Origin of the sequence: Blautia sp. 2227st1_G12_2227SCRN_220401 (genome assembly GCF_039062885.1) — a bacterium.
GTDB lineage: Bacteria > Bacillota > Clostridia > Lachnospirales > Lachnospiraceae > Blautia_A > Blautia_A fusiformis.
In genome coordinates, this window is sequence record NZ_JBCLNI010000013.1 from 22,610 (window position 1) to 43,056 (window position 20,447).

Annotated in this window: 17 protein-coding genes, 1 tRNA gene and 1 riboswitch; of the genes, 15 read left to right on the forward strand and 3 right to left on the reverse strand. The window is 46.6% G+C overall.

The genetic code is table 11. The features are described from left to right. The first annotated feature begins 4 nt into the window (after positions 1 to 4). On the forward strand, positions 5 to 766 hold the full coding sequence (locus ABCM67_RS08340) for a leucine-rich repeat domain-containing protein (protein ID WP_178015889.1): 762 nt from the start codon (positions 5 to 7) through the stop codon (positions 764 to 766). A 168-nt stretch (positions 767 to 934) separates the two neighbouring features. On the opposite strand, the gene ABCM67_RS08345 is transcribed toward ABCM67_RS08340, so the two are convergent. Then, on the reverse strand, positions 935 to 1,600 hold the full coding sequence (locus ABCM67_RS08345) for a hemolysin III family protein (protein WP_110103161.1): 666 nt from the start codon (positions 1,598 to 1,600) through the stop codon (positions 935 to 937). Between the two features lie 398 nt (positions 1,601 to 1,998). On the opposite strand from ABCM67_RS08345, the gene ppk1 reads away from it, so the two are divergent. Then, a complete protein-coding gene (gene ppk1 / locus ABCM67_RS08350) occupies positions 1,999 to 4,062 on the forward strand; it encodes a polyphosphate kinase 1 (protein WP_147603695.1) in 2,064 nt (687 codons plus the stop codon). 113 nt (positions 4,063 to 4,175) lie between these two features. Further along, complete coding sequence (locus ABCM67_RS08355) at positions 4,176 to 4,724, forward strand: stage V sporulation T C-terminal domain-containing protein (protein ID WP_147603694.1); 549 nt, start codon at positions 4,176 to 4,178, stop codon at positions 4,722 to 4,724. Between the two features lie 76 nt (positions 4,725 to 4,800). Here ABCM67_RS08355 and ABCM67_RS08360 read toward each other — a convergent pair whose 3' ends face one another. Together ABCM67_RS08360 and ABCM67_RS08365 are read right to left on the reverse strand one after the other, a co-directional pair. Continuing rightward, on the reverse strand, positions 4,801 to 5,364 hold the full coding sequence (locus tag ABCM67_RS08360) for a M15 family metallopeptidase (protein ID WP_147603693.1): 564 nt from the start codon (positions 5,362 to 5,364) through the stop codon (positions 4,801 to 4,803). A 72-nt stretch (positions 5,365 to 5,436) separates the two neighbouring features. Beyond that, complete coding sequence (locus tag ABCM67_RS08365) at positions 5,437 to 6,897, reverse strand: nicotinate phosphoribosyltransferase (RefSeq protein WP_015526739.1); 1,461 nt, start codon at positions 6,895 to 6,897, stop codon at positions 5,437 to 5,439. Between the two features lie 275 nt (positions 6,898 to 7,172). Here ABCM67_RS08365 and ABCM67_RS08370 point away from each other — a divergent pair. The 12 genes from ABCM67_RS08370 (at position 7,173) to ABCM67_RS08425 (ending at position 20,444) form a co-directional block, all read left to right on the forward strand. Further along, positions 7,173 to 7,244, forward strand: a tRNA-Gln gene (locus ABCM67_RS08370). Positions 7,245 to 7,390: 146 nt separating this feature from the next. Continuing rightward, on the forward strand, positions 7,391 to 8,098 hold the full coding sequence (locus tag ABCM67_RS08375; protein WP_147603692.1) for an acyl-ACP thioesterase domain-containing protein: 708 nt from the start codon (positions 7,391 to 7,393) through the stop codon (positions 8,096 to 8,098). 64 nt (positions 8,099 to 8,162) lie between these two features. After that, complete coding sequence (locus tag ABCM67_RS08380) at positions 8,163 to 8,864, forward strand: L-ribulose-5-phosphate 4-epimerase (protein ID WP_059086456.1); 702 nt, start codon at positions 8,163 to 8,165, stop codon at positions 8,862 to 8,864. 204 nt (positions 8,865 to 9,068) lie between these two features. Next, complete coding sequence (locus ABCM67_RS08385) at positions 9,069 to 9,311, forward strand: helix-turn-helix transcriptional regulator (protein ID WP_015526736.1); 243 nt, start codon at positions 9,069 to 9,071, stop codon at positions 9,309 to 9,311. Between the two features lie 193 nt (positions 9,312 to 9,504). Next, positions 9,505 to 9,675, forward strand: a riboswitch (Lysine riboswitch). 137 nt (positions 9,676 to 9,812) lie between these two features. Next, a complete protein-coding gene (locus ABCM67_RS08390; protein ID WP_118753302.1) occupies positions 9,813 to 11,447 on the forward strand; it encodes a Na+/H+ antiporter NhaC family protein in 1,635 nt (544 codons plus the stop codon). A 178-nt stretch (positions 11,448 to 11,625) separates the two neighbouring features. Next, on the forward strand, positions 11,626 to 12,468 hold the full coding sequence (locus ABCM67_RS08395; RefSeq protein ID WP_021652585.1) for a S1-like domain-containing RNA-binding protein: 843 nt from the start codon (positions 11,626 to 11,628) through the stop codon (positions 12,466 to 12,468). A gap of 105 nt (positions 12,469 to 12,573) precedes the next feature. Beyond that, entirely contained in the window at positions 12,574 to 16,041 is a 3,468-nt protein-coding gene (locus ABCM67_RS08400; RefSeq protein ID WP_021652587.1) for a DNA polymerase III subunit alpha, read from the forward strand. 68 nt (positions 16,042 to 16,109) lie between these two features. Further along, positions 16,110 to 17,099 carry a 6-phosphofructokinase gene (gene pfkA, locus ABCM67_RS08405; protein ID WP_059086454.1) on the forward strand — a complete coding sequence of 330 codons (990 nt, stop codon included), beginning with the start codon at positions 16,110 to 16,112 and terminating at the stop codon, positions 17,097 to 17,099. An 8-nt stretch (positions 17,100 to 17,107) separates the two neighbouring features. Beyond that, on the forward strand, positions 17,108 to 18,502 hold the full coding sequence (locus ABCM67_RS08410; protein ID WP_021652589.1) for a potassium transporter TrkG: 1,395 nt from the start codon (positions 17,108 to 17,110) through the stop codon (positions 18,500 to 18,502). Positions 18,503 to 18,515: 13 nt separating this feature from the next. Continuing rightward, entirely contained in the window at positions 18,516 to 19,175 is a 660-nt protein-coding gene (locus ABCM67_RS08415) for a TrkA family potassium uptake protein (protein WP_147603691.1), read from the forward strand. A gap of 36 nt (positions 19,176 to 19,211) precedes the next feature. Next, a complete protein-coding gene (locus ABCM67_RS08420; protein WP_021652590.1) occupies positions 19,212 to 19,988 on the forward strand; it encodes an RNA methyltransferase in 777 nt (258 codons plus the stop codon). Positions 19,989 to 20,003: 15 nt separating this feature from the next. After that, positions 20,004 to 20,444: an NfeD family protein gene (locus ABCM67_RS08425; protein ID WP_021652591.1), complete on the forward strand. Its 441-nt coding sequence runs from the start codon at positions 20,004 to 20,006 to the stop codon at positions 20,442 to 20,444. Positions 20,445 to 20,447: the final 3 nt, after the last annotated feature.

Below are 20,447 nucleotides of genomic sequence, written 5' to 3' on the forward strand. Positions count from 1 at the left end.
GGAAATGAGGATAAATAAAAAAATACTTGCAGGGATTACAGCTGTCAGTATGCTGACTTGCGGGATATGGATGGAAAGTGTTTTTGCAGCGGATACATTCAGTGCGAAGGAGTCAGCAGAAGCTGTATCGGATACTGTGACGGATCCGTCGGCAGAATCTATTACAGGGACTGAAATAAAAGAAGTCCCAACAATAAATGCAGCAGAAATTTCCGAAGCAGAACCGGAAAATAAATCTGAGATTTCAAAGGCACCAGACATGTCAGATGAGCTGGCAGCACCGGATGATCCGGAAACACAAGATACATCAGAAATACCGGAAGAAACAGAGCTTCCGGAAAATGAAGAAGCGGACATTCCGCAGGAAATGCTCCCGGATGATCAGGAAGACCAGCCGGAAGCAGCATTTGAGGAGAACGCAGCATCGGAAGATATGGAAACAGAAACCGATCCGGCAGAAGAAAAGAGCGGTTTTTGTGGAGCGGAGGAGAATACTGTATCCTGGAGCCTTGATGAAAACGGAGTTCTCGAGATCGCAGGACAGGGAGCCATGAATGAATGGCAAAATGAGGAAGAAGTCCCCTGGAACGGATACCGTGACCAGATAACAGAGGTCCGGATCAAGGAGGGCGTTACCAGCATCGGAGCCTATGCATTTGCAGACTGCGAAAATCTTGTAAAGCTTGACATTGCGGACAGTGTTCAAACTATAGGTGCATTTGCATATTTTAACTGCAGTGGTCTTTCCACACTGACCATCGGCTGAGATCATCGGGATCACAGGCTGGATCGGGCATAATAAGAAGCCCCGGAACACGAGGCAGCTTCAGAGAAGTTATAACTTCGACTTCCTGAGGTCTGTCCGTGTTCCGGGGCTTTAAGTTTTTAAGGTATCCGAAAGGTGAGATTGTTATCTAGCTGATCACAGAGTAACTCAGTGGATCGCCATACCGGCTACAAAGAAATACATTACAACAAAATGGCACACACTTCCCAGCATCACAAAGACATGAAATACTTCGTGGGAGCCGAAATTCTTATGCTTCGCATTGAAGATCGGAAGCTTCAGCGCATAGATCACACCGCCGATGGTATAGATGATGCCGCCGGCAAGGAGCCATCCGAAGCCTGCACGGGGCAGATTGTGGAAGATCGGAACAAAAGCAAGTACACACAGCCAGCCCATTCCAATGTAGATCACAGAGGAAAGCCATTTCGGGCAGTTGATCCAGCAGCCCTTGAGGATCATTCCGATGATGGCAACGGTCCATACGAGGGCACAGAGGATATAGCCGGTGCGTCCGTGGAGAACAATCAGGCATACAGGAGTGTAGCTGCCGGCGATCATCACGAAGATCATCATGTGATCCATTTTTTTCAGACGGCGGTTCACCTTGGCTGTGGAGCTTACGGAATGGTAAAGTGTGCTTGCTAGGTAAAGAAGGATCATGGTAAGGATAAAAACACTTACTGCAAAAACATGGAGAACATCTGCACTTCTAGCCGCCTTCACGATCAGCGGAGTGGCTCCGGCCACGGCAAGAAGCATGCCGATTCCGTGGGTTATGGCGCTTCCCGGATCTTTTAATTTAAATTTCATATAAAAACACCTCCTGCAAAAAAATCTGCTGTTTATATCATATGGACAACTTCAAGATCGGTTCATCAATGACGGATCATTGCGACAGTTTACGATGTAATAATGTAGAAACTGATAAAATAACATGTAGTATTCAAAACTACATATCAAGTATACGAATACTATACCACTATTATTCAAAAATGCAACCCCTATTTTCGAAAAAAAATTTTATCAGGATTTAACAAAGCCTTGTTATGGAATAAACATCCGATCAGTATAATTGTATGCAAATCGTGAAGAGAGGGCATTCATAAACATGCAGTCAGGCAAAATCTGAATGCCCGCTTGATACGATACGGATAATTACAGATAAAGTCGGCCGAAAAAGAAAAATATATGGCGGCGCAGGAGGAAAAATGGCAGATACAATATACATGAACAGGGAATTATCCTGGCTGAAGTTTAATGAAAGAGTACTCGAGGAGGCTGAGAATCCGGAAAATCCGCTGTGTGAACGTCTCACATTTGCATCCATCTATCAGAGCAACCTGGATGAATTTTATATGGTACGGGTGGGATCTCTGGTGGATCAGATGCTTCTGGCAAAGGATATCCGTGAAAATAAAACCAATATGACACCGGAAGAACAGCTGGATGCGATCCTTGCCAGAACAAAAAAACTGAATCGGAAAAGAGATGCAGTTTATGAAGAAATCATGGAAAAGCTGGAACAATACGGCATACATATGCTGAATTTCCATAAGATCGAAAAAGAGGATCGCAATTATCTGGACCGCTATTTTGAAGCAGAGGTGGCTCCGGTTATTTCTCCGTCTATCGTCGGAAAAAGACAGCCGTTTCCATTTCTCCGGAATAAGGAGATCTATGCGGTAGTAGTTCTGGAAACAAAAAAAGGAAAAGAAAAGCTGGGTATCATTCCGTGCAGCAGTGCAGGTATCCAGCGTCTGATCCCGGTTCCGGGAAAAACCGGCACCTACATGTTGTCTGAAGAGCTGATCCTTCACTTTGTTTCAAAAATCTTCAAGGGCTATCACATCAAGGCAAAGTCCCTGCTTCGTATTACCAGAAATGCGGATATTGACGCAGATGCTCTTTATGATGAAGATCTGGATTACCGTGAGTTTATGGTAGAACTGATCAAGGCAAGAAAGAAACTGGCACCGATCCGTCTGGAGCTGTCAAGAGAAATGGACGGAGATGTTGTTGAAACACTTTGCGAGTATCTGGAAGTGGACAAGAATTATGTATTCCGGGGAGATATACCACTGGATCTTTCTTTTGTATTCCAGATCCAGGATGGCCTGAGAAAAAGAACAGAGCTTTTTTATGAAAAAAGAATTCCTCAGAAGTCTCCTCTGTTTAACAATCACGAACCGATCCTTGACCAGATCGCGAAAAAGGACCGTTTTCTTTCCTACCCATATGAAAGCATCAAGCCGTTTCTTACAATGCTTCATGAGGCTGCCAATGATGAGGCTGTAGTTTCCATTAAGATGACACTCTACCGTGTGGCAAAACAGAGTAAGGTTGTGGAGGCTCTGATCGAAGCAGCAGAAAACGGAAAGGAAGTTTTCGTTCTGGTGGAGCTGAAGGCGCGTTTTGATGAGGAAAACAATATTGGATGGTCCCGGCTCCTGGAGGATGCGGGCTGTCACGTGATCTACGGTCTGGATGGTTATAAGGTACATTCCAAGCTTTGCCAGATCATGAAGAAAAAAGATGGAAATGTGGAATATTATACACAGATCGGAACAGGAAACTATAATGAAAAAACAGCCCGTCTGTATACAGACCTTTCTCTTATGACTGCGGATCCGAAGATCGGAACGGAAGCGGCCAGAGTATTCCAGGCACTGGCAATGGGAGAAACCGTTGAAGATATGGAGCATCTTCTTGTGGCACCAAGATGTCTTCAGAACAAAGTGCTTGCCATGATCGATGAGGAGATCAAGCATGCGAAGGCCGGAGAACAGGCATATATCGGTCTGAAAATGAATTCTCTGACAGATAAACGTATTATGAACAAGCTTGTAGAAGCATCCTGTGCAGGAGTACACATTGATATGGTGATCCGTGGTATCTGCTGTCTGATCCCGGGAGTGAAGGGGCAGACAGAAAATATCCACATTATCAGTATTGTAGGACGTTTTCTGGAGCATTCCCGTATTTATATTTTCGGAACACAGGAGAGAGCAAGGATCTATATTTCCTCTGCAGACTTTATGACAAGAAATACTCTTCGTCGTGTAGAAGTTGCGGCGCCTATCGAGGATCCGGATATCCGTATGCAGATCCAGGAAATGTTTGTGACAATGCTCAGTGATAATCGAAAAGCAAGGATCATGAACAATAAGGGAAATTATAAGATCGAACCATCCGATAATGCTCCGCTTAATTCTCAGGAAGTATTTCTGCAGCAGGCATACGACAATGCGGCTCCTGCAGCGACAGATAAATAAGAGATTTTTATGCATATTTCTCCCAGTTTTTCGCATAATAACCATATGAAAAACAAATGGTTGACATAACATTGACGTACAATGAACAGAAAATACAGGAGGAATTCAGGAAGATGAAAGCAACGGGAATTGTTCGCAGGATCGATGATCTGGGCAGGGTTGTGATTCCAAAAGAGATACGAAAGACACTGCGGATCAAGGAAGGAACGCCACTGGAGATTTTTACAGACAGAGAAGGACAGATCATCCTGAAAAAATATTCGCCTATTGGAGAATTGAATTCGTTTGCTGTGGAATATGCGGAAGCGCTGGTACAGACCACCGGACTGACGGCATGTATCACGGATCGTGATCAGGTGGTGGCGGCATGTGGCAGCGGAAGCCGGGAACTGGAAGGAAAAGAGATCAGTTCTGAGCTGGATGCAGTCATTGCCGGCAGAGAATGCAGACTGATCAGTCGGAGCAGCAGGGAAAATATCCCGATCATTGTCGATGACAGTGATTCTTTTGAACGAAAAATGATACAGCCTGTTCTGTGTGCCAGCGATGCGATCGGGGCCGTGATCCTTCTGTCCAGAAGCGAAAAAGCGGAAATGGGTGACACGGAGCGTGCACTTGTCCGCACAGCAGCCGGTTTTCTTGGCAGACAGATGGAGCAGTAAACGTGCATCAGATGTACAGAAAAATGTGTGAAGATCAAGATATAAACATCAGATGCAGATGCCAGGAGGCAGCAGATCAGGGAGGGTGCGGGCACCGGGAAGGAAAACTGTGGTATTCTTCCAGAGTCAGATTTGTGATGGTGAGCCAGGAAGCCAGAGGTTTGGTCACATAGCGGATGTGCCAGGGCTCGTAAGGGAAGCCGGTGATCTCCTCTCTGTTTTTGGGATACCGGAGGATGAAACCATAGAGCGGAGCGTTCTTTTTCAGCCAGCGGCCTTCTCCTGTTGCGGAAAACCTTTCGGAGAGCTCCATATGGATGGAAGGACAGGAGACATCCAGAGCAAGTCCGCTCTGATGCTCGCTCGTACCTGGCCTGGCAACAAAAGGGCTTTCCGTAAAGAGCTCCTTCTGTCGCTGGTAGGAACGATATCCGGAAACTGCCCACAGGTTCAGACCACATCTGTGACAGGCATGAAAAAGCTGAGAAGCCGCTTTTGCAGCCTGGTATTCCAGAAGCCGCTTCGGATCTCCCGGTGCTGCTTCAAATGGAAGTCCGATATCGATAAGATGTTCCGGCACAAAGGCTTCCGGCAGAGGATGCTCCCTGCTGATCAGCCGGGTATAAAATTCTCTGTGCAATAAAAACCCTCCTTTCCTTATCCATAAGCTTATGATAAGAAAGGAGGGTTTATGAATGCTTATTTCTGTTTATCAGAGCTCTTTTTCACTCATTTCTTCCAGGAGAGCCTTCTTCATGTCATAGAGTGACTGGGAGAGATCTACATAAACCTTCTGCGGATTAACGAAACGTCTGGATTCATCCCACAGTGTGTTCTGCTCCTGTTTGCAGTAGTCGCGGAGTTCCATGACAGATGGAGACTTGTAAACGCTCTTACCATCTTTAATTACAGGAACAAGGAGCTCACGGAGTTCGTAGGTTCCGCCAAGAACCTTGGTCTTTTTCCAGGTGTCAACCGGGTCGAAGATCACCATAGTTTCTTCCGGATCGAATTTCTCATCTGCAAGGCAGATCAGATCGGCCTTGATCTTGCCGGTCTTCTTGCTGTAGATACGGTATACAGTCTTGTTGCCCGGGTTGGTAACCTTTTCTGTGTTTTCGGAAAGCTTGATCTTTGGCTGGAAGGCATCGCTGTCAGCGTCCTTTACAGCGGCAAGCTTGTATACGCCGCCGAATGCCGGATTGTTATCGGCTGTGATCAGCTTGGTTCCGACGCCCCAGGAATTGATCTTGGCATCCTGGGCCTTCAGGCTTTCGATAAGATATTCATCAAGATCGCTGGATGCGGAAATGGTAGCATCATCGAAACCGGCAGCAGCCAGCATCTTGTAAGCTTTTTTGGAAAGATATGCAAGATCACCGCTGTCGATACGGATTCCATAGTTCTTCAGCTGGATACCTTCCTCACGCATCTCCTCAAATACACGGATCGCATTGGGAACACCGGATTTCAGGACATCGTAGGTGTCAACCAGAAGAGTACAGGAATTCGGGTAAAGTCTCGCATAGGTCTTAAAGGCAGTGTACTCATCCGGGAAACTCATGATCCAGGAATGAGCATGTGTTCCGAGAACCGGAACGTTAAACATTTGGCCGGTCAGTACGTTGGAAGTACCGGCACATCCGCCGATCACTGCAGCTCTGGCACCGAAGATCCCGGCGTCCGGACCCTGGGCACGGCGAAGACCGAATTCCATGATGGGATCGCCCTTGGCTGCGTGGCATACACGTGCTGCCTTAGTGGCAATAAGACTCTGATGGTTCATAATGTTCAGGATGGCCGTCTCTACAAGCTGAGCTTCCATGATCGGTGCGATAACCTTGACCATCGGCTCTCTCGGGAAGATCACGGTTCCCTCCGGAATTGCGTAGATATCACCGGTGAATCTGAAGTTGCTCAAATACTCAAGGAAATCATCCTCAAAGATGCCAAGACTTCTCAGATAGGTAATGTCTTCTTCTGAGAAACGGAGATTTTCGATGTATTCGATCATCTGCTCCAGTCCTGCACAGATGGCAAAACCGCCATCGCACGGATTGTTTCGGTAGAACATGTCAAAGACAACGGTCTGGTTGGTAGGGTTTTTGAAATATCCCTGCATCATGGTAAGCTCATAGAGGTCCGTGAGCAGAGTAAGGTTATTTGCTCGCATAGCGTTCTCCTTTGGATGCCTCCGGATATTGTGACCGGAGGGAAATACACGGTTGTTTCCGTTCTTTTTATTATACGGCTTATTATAACACAAAGGAGTGGATTGTAAATTTTTTTTTACTGCGTCAACCCGCATATAATAAGGAGTTTTAACAGCAGTTTAAGAAATTTTGAAAAAAAATAAAAAAAATTAAAAAAAGGGGTTGCAATTTCAAAAAAGCTGTTATATAATAACATCCGTCGCAAGCGATAAGGCAAGCGAAAAACAAAACACATAGGGCTATCGCCAAACGGTAAGGCAACGGACTCTGACTCCGTCAGTTCAAGGTTCGAATCCTTGTAGCCCTGCTTCTTAAGTACCTCAGTTACGAGGTACTTTTTTGGTACTCAAAAATAAGAAGATATTCGCAATCCGCTGCGCCCCAAAAAAAACAAGTGCGTTTCTTCCTGCCAAGTGTTACAATAAAGTATAGACAGTATGACAGGAGGCATGAATGAGTTACAGTTTTGAGAGTCGAGTAAGATTCAGTGAGATCGGAGAAGATGGCTGTCTGACGCTGCCGGGAGTTCTGGATTATTTTCAGGATTGCTGTACCTTTGAATCCGAGCAGACAGGAGTCGGTATGGAAGTATTAAAGGAACAGAAAAGAGCCTGGGTACTTTCTGCATGGCAGGTGATCATGAAGCGGTATCCAAAGCTTGGTGAAAATATAAAAGTAACAACAATTCCTTATGGATTTCGTGGATTTATCGGAATGCGTAATTTTATTCTTGAGACAATGGATGGTGAGAAGCTGGCATGGGCCAATTCCTACTGGTCCTTTATCAATACAGAAACCGGTCTTCCGGAAAAGCTGACACCGGTAGATACAGATCCCTATGATCTGGGCGAAAAAATAGAGATGGATTATGCACCAAGAAAGATCGCGCTTCCGAAGGAACGGGAAGTGCAGAATGCTTTTTCCGTACAGAAGCATCATCTGGACACCAATCATCATGTGAACAACTGTCAGTATATCCGGATGGCAGCGGATCATCTGCCTGAGGATTTTAAAGTTGGTCAGCTTCGTGCTGAATATAAACGTCAGGCAGTACTGGATAATGTTATCATTCCGGAAGTATATATGACAGAAAATAAAGAAGCTGTAGTTCTCAACGCGGAGGATAAAGAACCTTACGCAGTAGTTGAGTTTACAAAATAAATACAGGCGGTAGAGATTAGTACATCGTTTTTGAAACAACTATACCGTAAAAGGAGGGCGCGCTATGCTTGAAAAATTAAAAGAAGAAGTTTACAGAGCAAATATGGATCTGCCAAAATATGGTCTTGTTACCTTTACATGGGGAAATGTCAGCGGGATCGACAGGGAGCAGGGACTTTTTGTGATCAAGCCAAGTGGTGTGGATTATGACAAGCTGACACCGGAAGACATGGTAGTGGTAGATCTTGATGGAAATAAAGTAGAAGGAAGATACAATCCATCCTCTGATACACCGACACATGCAGTTCTTTACAGAGCGTTTTCGAATATCGGCGGCATCGTACATACCCACTCATCCTGGGCAACAAGCTGGGCGCAGGCAGGCAGATCGATCCCGTGTTATGGAACCACACATGCAGATTACATTTACGGAGAAGTACCATGTGTGCGTAATCTGACCAAAAGAGAGATCGAAGAGGCATATGAGAAGAACACGGGAGTTCTTATTGCTGATTATTTCAAAAACAAAGATTATGAAGCAGTACCGGCCGTGCTGTGCAAGAACCACGGACCTTTTACCTGGGGTAAGGATGCTCATGAGGCAGTTCATAACGCAGTTGTTCTTGAGGAGGTTGCCAAGATGGCATCTCGCTGCGAGCTGATCAATCCGGATGTAAAACCGGCACCGCAGGAGCTTCAGGATAAGCATTACTACAGAAAACATGGTGCAAATGCATATTATGGTCAGGTAGGACAGGAAGACTGATCAGAAGAAAAAACAGTTTGACCCGATGGTGGATCGTCAATATCCGCTTGAGTGGAAATGCCGCGGAACAGTACCGCGGCATTTTTTGTCGAAAAATGCAGAAAATGTCAGATTTGCTGACCTTTAACACAGGTGCCGCCGAAATATATGCTAATGTCAAGAAAAATGCAGAACATTAACACATTTATTAAAATAGGTGGCAGGATGAAAATATACACTTATCAGGGAAAAAAGAACGTTTCCGGAGAAAAAATACGCCAGATGAGGAATATGAAACGGATGTCGCAATCTGCGCTGGCAGCAAAAATGCAGGTGGAAGGAGTGATGCTGGAGCGTGACAGTATCAGCCGGATCGAAGGAGGAGAACGTTTTGTGGCAGATTATGAACTGCGGGTGTTTGCAAAGGTGCTGGGAGTGGATGTGAAGTGGCTGCTGAATGAGCAGTAAATAAGGCAATATTGGATTACAGTTCGCTGGTAATATTCCGCGAAGCGTGTTACTGAAAACGGAGTGAAAAGTAACAATATTGGTCTGAATGGCAGGAATCTGTGTAAACTACTTGATATTTATGTCGGAAACTGCTACAGTATAAAGAAAAAAAGATGGCCGGGAAGTCCTGCGGAGGGCAAACGGTCACGGATAAGAAGATAGAGGCGCGGATTTTATCAGTATTTATGGATGCAAGGCCCTGGCAGGCTGTTCATAAAGAAAGGAAAATTTGCCGAAGTGCTCTGGAAGGCCAGATGACAGGGTGCTGGGATAACGCAGAATATGCGTTGTACTGTCACGGATGTGGAGCGCTATCGGTAGCACTTCGGGAGATCTGCATTTAATATGCTGAATGGAGATTTTCTGACAGGCTATTAGTTAAATAAGGATTATTTAACCGGAGGTGTTCTTAAGAAGAGACAGCCTCCGTTTTTTTGTCCCCGAAAAGGGAGGAGAAAAATGAGTAAAAAAGCAGGAACAGCATTGTCTGTTATGGCAATGGTATTCATGGGCGCACTGGCAAGTCCCCTGACTGTGCTGGCTGCGGATGCGGAGGAGACTTACCAGCCTGCTCTGTATGCAACGATCTGGGCACTGCTTCCACCTCTTGTTGCGATCGTCCTTGCACTGATCACAAAAGAAGTATACAGTTCTCTGTTTGTGGGAATTGTAGTAGGAGCACTGATCTATTCCGGATTTAAATTTGAAGGAACGGTAACACAGATTTTTGAGGGAGGAATCATCAAGGTTCTTTCTGACAGCTATAACGTAGGTATCCTGATCTTCCTGGTAATCCTGGGATCTGTGGTATGTATGATGAACAAGGCCGGCGGCTCCGCCGCATTCGGACGATGGGCCAGCAAAAAGATCCACACGCGTGTGGGTGCAGAGCTTGCAGCGATCATCCTTGGAATCCTGATCTTCATTGACGATTATTTTAACTGCCTGACAGTAGGAAGCGTTATGCGTCCGGTAACTGACAGACATCACGTATCCAGAGCGAAATTTGCATACCTGATCGATGCGACAGCCGCTCCGGTATGTATCATCGCACCGATCTCATCCTGGGCTGCTGCAGTCAGCGGATTCGTAGAGGGACAGGATGGACTTGCGATTTTTGTAAGAACCATCCCGTATAACTTTTACGCGATCCTTACGATTGTAATGATGGTTGGCATGGTACTGATGAAAACCGAGTTTGGTGCCATGAGAACACATGAGATCAATGCTCTGAACGGAGATCTTTATACAACATCTGCAAGACCGTATGAGAATGCAACGGATGATGAGACACCGAATCCGAGAGGAAAGGTGATCGATCTTGTGATCCCGATCGTTATGCTTGTTATCTGCTGTGTCATCAGTATGATCTATACAGGAGGATTTTTCAGCGGAACAGATTTTGTTACCGCATTTTCACAGAGTGATGCCTCTACAGGCCTTGCAATGGGAAGTGCTTTTGGTCTGGTGTTTGCCATTATTTTCTATATGATCCGCCGTGTGGTCAATTTCAGAGACTGTATGGGATGCATCCCGGAAGGATTCAAGGCTATGGTACCGGCGATCATGATCCTGACCTTTGCATGGACACTGAAGGCTATGACAGACTCACTTGGTGCAGCGGTATTCGTAGAAGAAGCCATGCGTTCTGTTGCCGGTGGTATTGAAGTTATCCTTCCGGCCATTATTTTCCTGGTTGGATGTGGACTTGCATTTGCTACAGGTACTTCCTGGGGAACCTTTGGTATCCTGATCCCGATCGTTGTTGCGGTATTTGAGAAATCCAGTCCTGAGATGATGATCATTTCCATGTCCGCCTGCATGGCAGGTGCAGTTTGCGGAGACCACTGCTCACCGATCTCCGATACAACGATCATGGCTTCCGCAGGAGCACAGTGTGATCATGTGACTCACGTTTCCACACAGCTTCCGTATGCGATCCTGGCTGCGGCAGTATCCTTTGTAACTTATATTGTTGCAGGCTTTGTAAAAACAGCATGGATCGCTCTTCCGGTGGGAATCGTGCTGATGCTGATCGTACTTTTTGTCATTAAAATGATGAACCCGATGCCGGTTGAGAAACCAACAGAATAACAGACTGACCCAATGTGGGGGCAGATTCCCCCATGAATGGCAAATAAAAGGCAGTGACGGAAAGAAATTTCCGAAGCTGCCTTTTTTGTGCTTTCTATAATAATTCTCTTATGTTATAATGCAGGACAGACAGCAAATAGTAAATGATCATATATAGTTTTAAGGAACAGGAGTAAGAATGATAGAATTAGGTAAAAAACAGAAATTACTGGTTGTAAAAACCGTGGATTTCGGAATATATCTTGGAGAGGACCGAAACGCACCTCAGAATGAGCGAGTGCTTCTTCCGTCCAAACAGGTACCGGAAGGAACCAAAGCAGGTGATGAGATCGAAGTATTCATCTATAAGGATTCCCAGGACAGACTGATCGCAACTACCCGTGAGCCGATGCTTCAGGTAGGACAGACAGCAGTCCTTAAGGTAAAACAGGTTACCAGGATTGGTGCTTTTCTTGACTGGGGACTGGAGAAGGATCTTCTTCTTCCGTATCATGAGCAGACCAACCGGGTCCGTGAAGGCGAGGAGTGTCTGGTAGCTCTTTATGTAGATAAGAGCAGCAGACTCTGTGCAACCATGAAGGTGTATCATTATCTTTCCACCAGAACTCCTTATGTACCGGGAGATTCGGTAAAGGGGCGTGTCTATGAGATCAGTGGGAATTTCGGCGTTTTTGTTGCGGTAGATGATAAATATTCCGCTCTGATCCCGGCACGGGAGGCAACAGGCAAGTACAGACCGGGAGCTATTCTTGATCTTCGTGTCACAGAGGTGAAAGAGGATGGCAAGATGAACGTCAGTGACCGCCAGAAGGCTTACATCCAGATCAATGAGGATGCAGAGAGCGTATTCAGTGTGATCGAGGAATTTGCAGGGGTGCTGCCATTTGATGATCATGCCTCACCGGAAGTCATCAAGAGAGAGTTTGGCCTCAGTAAGAACGCATTCAAGCGTGCAGTCGGTCATCTGATGAAGGAAGGAAAAGTAGAGATCCGTGACAAAAGGATCTACATTAAAAAATAACAAGGTGTTGACCGGCTCCGGATCAGACACGCTCCGGCACGTTCAGAGAAAAGTGCAGAGCGGGGAGGATCCGGAGCCCTGTTTTTTACGATAAGGAGAATAAATTTGGAGTTTACACATTTACATGTCCATACAGAATACAGCCTTCTGGATGGCTCCAATAAGATCAAAGAATATGTAGCCAGAGTAAAAGAGCTGGGTATGGACAGTGCGGCGATCACCGATCATGGCGTTATGTATGGTGTGATCGATTTTTACAGGGCTGCAAGAGAAGCCGGGATCAATCCGATCCTCGGATGTGAGGTTTATGTGGCTCCGGGCTCCCGTTTTGACAGAGAAGTGGGAAGTGGGGATGACCGTTATTATCATCTGGTCCTGCTGGCTGAGAATAATCAGGGATACAGCAACCTGATGAAAATTGTATCTAAGGCATTCGTGGAAGGGTTTTATTACAAGCCACGTGTGGATCTGGAGCTTCTGGAAAAATATCACGAGGGTATCATTGCCTTAAGTGCCTGCCTGGCGGGAGAGGTCGCCAGATATCTTGCACGTGGAATGTATGAGGATGCCAAGATCGCGGCATTACGTTACCAGGATATTTTCGGAAAAGGAAATTTCTTTCTGGAGCTTCAGGACCATGGGATCCCGGAGCAGCAGACCGTAAACCAGCAGCTTCTCCGTATGCACAGAGAGACGGGGATCGATCTGGTTGCCACCAATGATGTGCATTACACTATGGCAGAGGATGCGGAACCACATGATGTTCTTCTTTGTCTGCAGACTCAGAAAAAGCTCAGCGATGAGAACAGAATGCGCTATGAGGGCGGCCAGTATTATGTGAAATCGCCGGAGGAGATGGCGAGGCTTTTTCCATATGCGCTGGAAGCGCTGGAAAACACGCACAGGATCGCGGAGAGATGTCATGTGGAGATTGAATTTGGTGTGACCAAGCTGCCGAAATATGATGTGCCGGACGGACTTACCTCCTGGGAATATCTGAACAAGCTTTGCCATGAGGGACTTGAGCAGCGTTATCATCCGGTAACAGAGGAGCTGAAAAAGCGCCTGGATTATGAGCTGTCTACGATCAAAAACATGGGATATGTAGATTACTTTCTCATTGTATGGGATTTTATCAAATATGCCAGGGACAACGATATCATGGTCGGTCCGGGACGAGGCTCTGCCGCAGGAAGCCTGGTTGCCTATACACTTGGGATCACCCAGCTGGACCCGATCCGGTATGATCTGCTCTTTGAACGTTTCCTGAATCCGGAGCGAGTATCCATGCCGGATATCGATGTGGATTTCTGCTTCGAACGGAGACAGGAGGTTATTGATTATGTAAGAAGAAAATATGGTGATGACTGCGTGGTTCAGATCGTTACCTTCGGTACACTGGCAGCCCGCGGTGTCATTCGTGATGTAGGCCGTGTTCTGGATATGCCTTATGCCCAGGTGGACACCATCGCCAAGATGATCCCACAGGAGCTGAATATCACCATTGACAAGGCACTGGGAATGAATCCGGAGTTTCGCAAGGCTTACGAGGAACAGGACGATATCCATCGTCTGATCGATCTGGCAAAACGTCTGGAGGGGCTTCCGAGGCATACCTCCATGCATGCGGCAGGTGTTGTGATCAGCCAGAAGGATGTATCGGAATACGTACCCCTTTCCAGAGCACAGGATGGTTCCATTGTCACGCAGTTTACCATGACAACACTGGAAGAGCTGGGACTTCTGAAAATGGATTTCCTGGGTCTCCGTACCCTGACGGTTATCCAGAATGCTGTGAAAATGGTGGAAAAAAGTACCGGTATGCTTCTGGATATGCAAAAGATCGACTACAACGACAAAAAGGTACTGGATTCTCTCGGAACAGGACGTACTGACGGCGTGTTCCAGCTGGAGAGTGCCGGAATGAAAAGCTTCATGAAGGAGCTGAAGCCTCAGAGCCTTGAGGACGTGATCGCGGGAATTTCGCTTTACCGTCCGGGTCCCATGGATTTCATTCCGCAGTACATCCGCGGAAAAAACCGTCCGGATACCATCCGTTATGACTGTCCGCAGATGGAGCCGATCCTGAAGCCAACCTATGGCTGTATCGTATACCAGGAGCAGGTTATGCAGATCGTCCGTGAGCTTGCAGGCTACACCCTTGGACGAAGTGACCTGGTGCGCCGTGCCATGTCCAAGAAAAAAGCTTCTGTTATGGCAAAAGAACGCCAGAATTTCGTTTACGGAAACGTGGAAGAGGGAGTACCGGGATGTATTGCCAACGGTATTTCCGAGGAGATCGCAAACAAGATCTACGATGAGATGACAGATTTTGCAAAGTATGCCTTCAATAAGTCTCACGCTGCCGCTTATGCAGTGGTTTCCTACCAGACGGCATATCTCAAATATTACTATCCGGTAGAATTTATGGCTGCACTGATGACATCCGTTGTGGAAATGCCGAACAAGGTTGCCGAGTATATTTCGGTATGCCGCCAGATGGGGATCCGGATCCTTCCTCCGGATATCAATCATGGTGTTTATGGCTTTTCTGTTGACAATGGTTCCATTCGTTATGCACTTTCTGCCATCAAGAGTATCGGCCGTCCGGTAATCGAGGGGATTGTGCGGGAGCGTGAGGAGCACGGAGAATATACCTCCCTGAAAACATTTATTGAGCGAAATATCGACCAGATCAACAAGAGAGTTGTGGAAAATCTGATCAAGGCCGGAGCGCTGGATTGCCTGGAGGGAAACCGGAATCAGAAAATGACGGTTTATACGCAGATCATAGACAGTATCAACCAGGATAAGAAACATACCATGGCGGGACAGCTGAGTCTTTTTGATATTGCGCCTGAAGAAGATAAAAAGGAATTTGAGATCCGTATGCCGCAGGCAGCAGAATATCCGAAGGAGACGATACTGACCTTTGAGAAGGAAGTTCTCGGCATCTATCTCAGCGGTCATCCGCTGGAGCGTTACCGGAACATGATGGAAAAAATGATCTCTGCAAAAACTTCTGATTTTCAGCCGGATGATGAAACAGGGATACCGGAGGTTTACGATAACCAGAAAGTGATCGTGGGTGGAATGATCACGGATAAAACCATAAAATATACAAAGAATAATAAGGTAATGGCGTTCCTTACAGTGGAAGATCTGGTAGGCACCGTGGAGGTTGTGGTATTTCCACGTGATTACGAAAAATGCCAGATGTTCCTGAATGAAGATGCCCGGCTCTTTATTCAGGGAAGAGTATCCGCAGAAGACGACAAAGCCAGCAAGCTGATCCTGGAAAAGGTCCGTCTTTTTGATGATATGCCAAGAGAACTGTGGCTCCAGTTTGAAAGCCGGGAAGAGTACGCAAAAGCCGAGACCGGTCTGGTAGACGATCTGATGGAATCCAGAGGAAACAGCACGGTGGTTATTTATCTCAAAGATGTCAAGGCAATGAAGAAACTTCCCCCTGCTTATCAGGTCCATATCGAGGATTCCTGGTTGGAGCGCATGTGTAAAAAATATGGAAGTTCCAATGTTAAAATTGTGGAGAGAGTATTGAAAAACTTATAAAAATGCTATAAACTATACCCGAATATGTGTATTACAATAGGTTGTTTCATAAGATGGAGGATAACAATATGGCAGAGAACAAAATCAAAACGATCGGCGTTTTGACCAGTGGCGGTGACGCACCTGGAATGAATGCTGCAATCCGTGCTGTTGTCAGAAGAGGATTAAGCAGCGGACTGAACGTAAAGGGAATCTATAAAGGATACAGCGGTCTCTTAAATGAAGAGATCAGAGATATGACAGCAAAGGACGTTTCCGATACGATTGAGCGAGGCGGAACAATTCTTTATACTGCCAGATGTGCAGAGATGAGAACAGAGGAAGGACAGCAGCAGGCTGCAGAGATCTGCAGAAAGCATGGAATCGACGGTCTTGTTGTTATCGGTGGAGACGGATCCTTCGCAGGTGCTCAGAAGCTTGCGAACCTTGGAATCAATACCATTGGCCTGCCGGGAACTATTGACCTTGATATCGCATGTACCGAGTACACCATCGGTTTCGATACTGCTGTAAATACAGCTATGGAAGCTATTGACAAGGTACGTGATACATCCACATCCCATGAGAGATGCAGTATCATCGAGGTTATGGGACGTAACGCCGGATACCTTGCAGTATGGTGCGGTATCGCAAACGGTGCTGAGGATATCCTGATCCCGGAGAAATATGATTACGATGAGCAGAAGCTTATTGACAATATCGTAGAGAGCCGTAAGAAAGGCAAGAAACACCATATCATCGTAAATGCTGAGGGTATCGGCCATTCAGAGGCTATGGCGAAGCGTATCGAGGCTGCAACAGGTATCGAGACACGTGCAACGATCCTTGGTCACATGCAGCGTGGTGGAAGCCCTACATGTAAGGACCGTGTATATGCGTCCATGATGGGTGCTCTTGCAGTAGATCTTCTTGTTGCCGGAAAACGCAGCCGTGTGGTTGGATACCGTCATGGTGAGTTTGTTGATTTCGACATCAATGAGGCTCTTGCAATGCAGAAGAATGTAGATTCCTACATGTGGGAGGTCTGCAATTCTCTTTCTCATAATTACAGAAAATAAAGATATTTATGAACTTAAAAAAAGTTTCAGACGGATTGCATAAACTGAATACGTCACAAATAATTGCCCTCGGCTTTGCGGGGGTGATTTTTGTAGGTGGACTTATTTTGTGGATGCCGTTCTGCAGTGCACCCGGGCAGGCTGTTACCTTCCCGGATGCTGTTTTTACAGCGGCGACCAGCGTATGTGTGACAGGACTTTCCACAGTTGTTATGGCAGTCCAGTGGAGCCCCATTGGAAAAGCGGTTATCCTGTGCCTGATACAGATCGGCGGAATCGGACTGATCGCACTGGCGAATATGATATTTATCAGCCTCCGGCGGAAAATTTCCCTGAAAAACCGGCGGATCATCAAGGAATCCTATAACCTGGATGAAATGGGTGGAGTCGTGGCTGTAGTCCGCAGTGTGGTGAAATGCGTGTTTCTTGCAGAAGGAATCGGTGCGGTCCTGTATGCGTTTTGCTTTGTACCGGAATTTGGAATAAAAAAAGGTCTGGTGCATGCCATATTTCTGGCGGTATCTGCATTCTGCAACGCTGGGATCGATCTTTTCGGGGAAACAAGCCTTTCGGTATATGTGAGCAATCCGCTGGTCAATATCACTACGATTGGCCTGATCATTGTGTCAGGTCTTGGATTTATCGTCTGGTGGGATCTGTGGGATAAATTCCGCAAGGTTCTGAGAAAAGAGCTCTCCCCATCCAGAGTTTTTCGTGTACTGCGGCTTCAGAGCAAGCTGGTCCTTACGATGACCGGGATCCTGGTATTTTCAGGAGCATTTCTGGTATTTATCTTTGAATCCGGAAACCCTTCCACGCTGAAGGGGGCACCACTGGGAACAAAGCTCATGGCATCCTTTTTCCAGTCAGTGACAACACGTACGGCGGGATTTTATACCATGGATCAGTCACTTTTGTCCACACCTACCGTGATCATTTCCCTGCTGTGGATGTTTATCGGAGGATCACCCATGGGCACTGCCGGTGGTGTGAAGACTACTACCATTGCGGTTCTGATCCTTTCCATTGCAGCATATCTTCAGGGAAAAAAGGATGTAGAGGTATACGGCCGCAGGATCCGTGAGAGCTATCTCCGTTCTGCCATGGTTGTTGCAGGAACCAGTGTGCTGATCCTTTTTACCATGACGGTGCTTTTGTCCGCAGTAATGCCGGGAGTGGATCTGGCAGATGTTTTATATGAGATCACTTCTGCGGGGGCTACAGTAGGACTTTCAAGAGGACTGACACCTCAGCTGAATGTGGCAGGCAAGTGGATCGTGATCCTTACCATGTATCTGGGACGTATCGGACCGCTGACACTTGGAACAGCAGTTGTGATGCGTGTACGCAACAGGCCGGGAAGCACAACTCATCTCGGTGAAGAAGATATCATGATCGGTTAAACAGGAGAATAGAATGAAAAATAAATCTTTTGCCGTGATCGGGCTTGGACAGTTTGGAATGACTCTGGCGGTGACGTTGGCAGAGTCAGACTGTGATGTCCTTGCCATTGATGACAAAGAAGAAAATATCGAAGAGATTTCCGAAAAAGTAACCTATGCGGTAAAAGCAGATGTCCGTGAACCGGGAATCCTGAAGGCTCTGGGAGTTCAGAATGTGGATGTAGCCATTATCGCAGTTGCCGAAAATCTGGAAGCCAGTATTTCCGCAACCATGCAGGCCAAAGATCTGGGAGTGCCCTTTGTAGTTGCAAAAAGTATGAATTCTCTTCATGGACGTATACTTGACAAAATCGGTGCAGATAAGATCATTTATCCGGAACAGTCCATGGGACTGCGGGTTGCCAGAAATCTTATGTCCGGCGGGTATCTGGATGTGTTTGAGCTTTCAGCGGAGTTCAGTATGGCGGAGTTTTCCATGCCGGTATCCTGGATCGGAAAAAATCTGTTAGATCTGAATGTACGGGAGCGTTTTCACATTAATATCATTGGCATCAAGCAGGGTGAAAATGTCACGGTAGATCTGGATCCTTCCGAACCGCTTCCGGACAACTGTTCCATAATCGCCATAGGAAAAAACAAGGATCTGAATGCAAGTCGTGAGGAATTACGTTAACCGAATACGGATTGCCGGAAGGAGAGAAATAAAAGTATGATAACCAGTGTATCAAATGCAAAAATAAAAAATGTCATGCAGCTGAACCAGAAGGCAAAAGCCAGAAGAGAGCAGGGACTTTTTGTGGCAGAGGGCCGGAAAATGTTTCTGGAAGCACCGGAAAGCTGGGTTTCCCAGGTGTTTGTTTCCGAGGCCGTTTCCCGGGATGAAGAGCTGATGTCCCAGGCAGAAAAATATCCCTGTGAGATCGTGAAGGATTCCGTATTCCGTCAGATGTGTGATACCAAGACTCCCCAGGGGATCCTGACAGTTCTGAAGCTGCCTTCCTGGAGCGAGGAAGAGGTACTGGCGGGAAAAAATCCTCTGGTCATGGTTCTGGAGGATCTTCAGGATCCGGGAAATGCGGGAACCATTCTCAGGACCGGTGAGGGCGCCGGCGTAAGCGGAGTTTTCCTCACAAAAACCTGCGTGGATATCACAAATCCCAAGGTGATCCGTTCTACCATGGGCTCCATTTACAGAATGCCTTTTCTATACGTGGAAGATGTGGTATCATTAGAAAAGAAGCTGAAAGAAAAGGGAATCCGCAGTTTTGCAGCTCATCTGAAGGGTGAGAATTCCTATGATCAGGAATCCTATAAGGGCGGTACCGCATTTTTCATCGGAAACGAGGGAAAGGGCCTGACTGATCAGGCGGCGGAGGCAGCAGATTGCCTGATCCGCATTCCCATGTGCGGAAAGGTAGAATCACTGAATGCTGCCATGGCATCGGGAATTCTGATGTACGAAGCTGCAAGACAGAGAAGAGAATAAGAGAGGAGGGGTTTTATGACACCTTTGGCCTGGCTTGGAATACTGGCAATTTTACTGGTAATTGAAGCAATCACGGTAGGACTTACCACTGTCTGGTTTGCAGGCGGTGCTCTTGTGGCGTGCATTGCCTCGTGGCTTGGTGGGGGAATTGTTGTACAGCTCCTTTTATTTTTCGGAGTTTCCGTGGTGCTTCTGATCTTTACCAGACCTCTGGCGGTCCGCTACATGAACAAGGGCGTGGAAAAGACCAATGCAGAGAGCCTTCTGGGAAAAAGAGCCGTAGTGATACAGCCGGTCAACAACCTGGCCCAGACCGGGCAGGTGAGGATCAATGACATCGAGTGGACTGCACGGACCGCAGATGACGGGGAAGAAATTCCAACAGGTGCAGTGGTTGAGATTGAAGAGATCCGCGGAGTGAAGCTGATCGTAAAAGAAATTAGCAAGGAGGGCTAAATT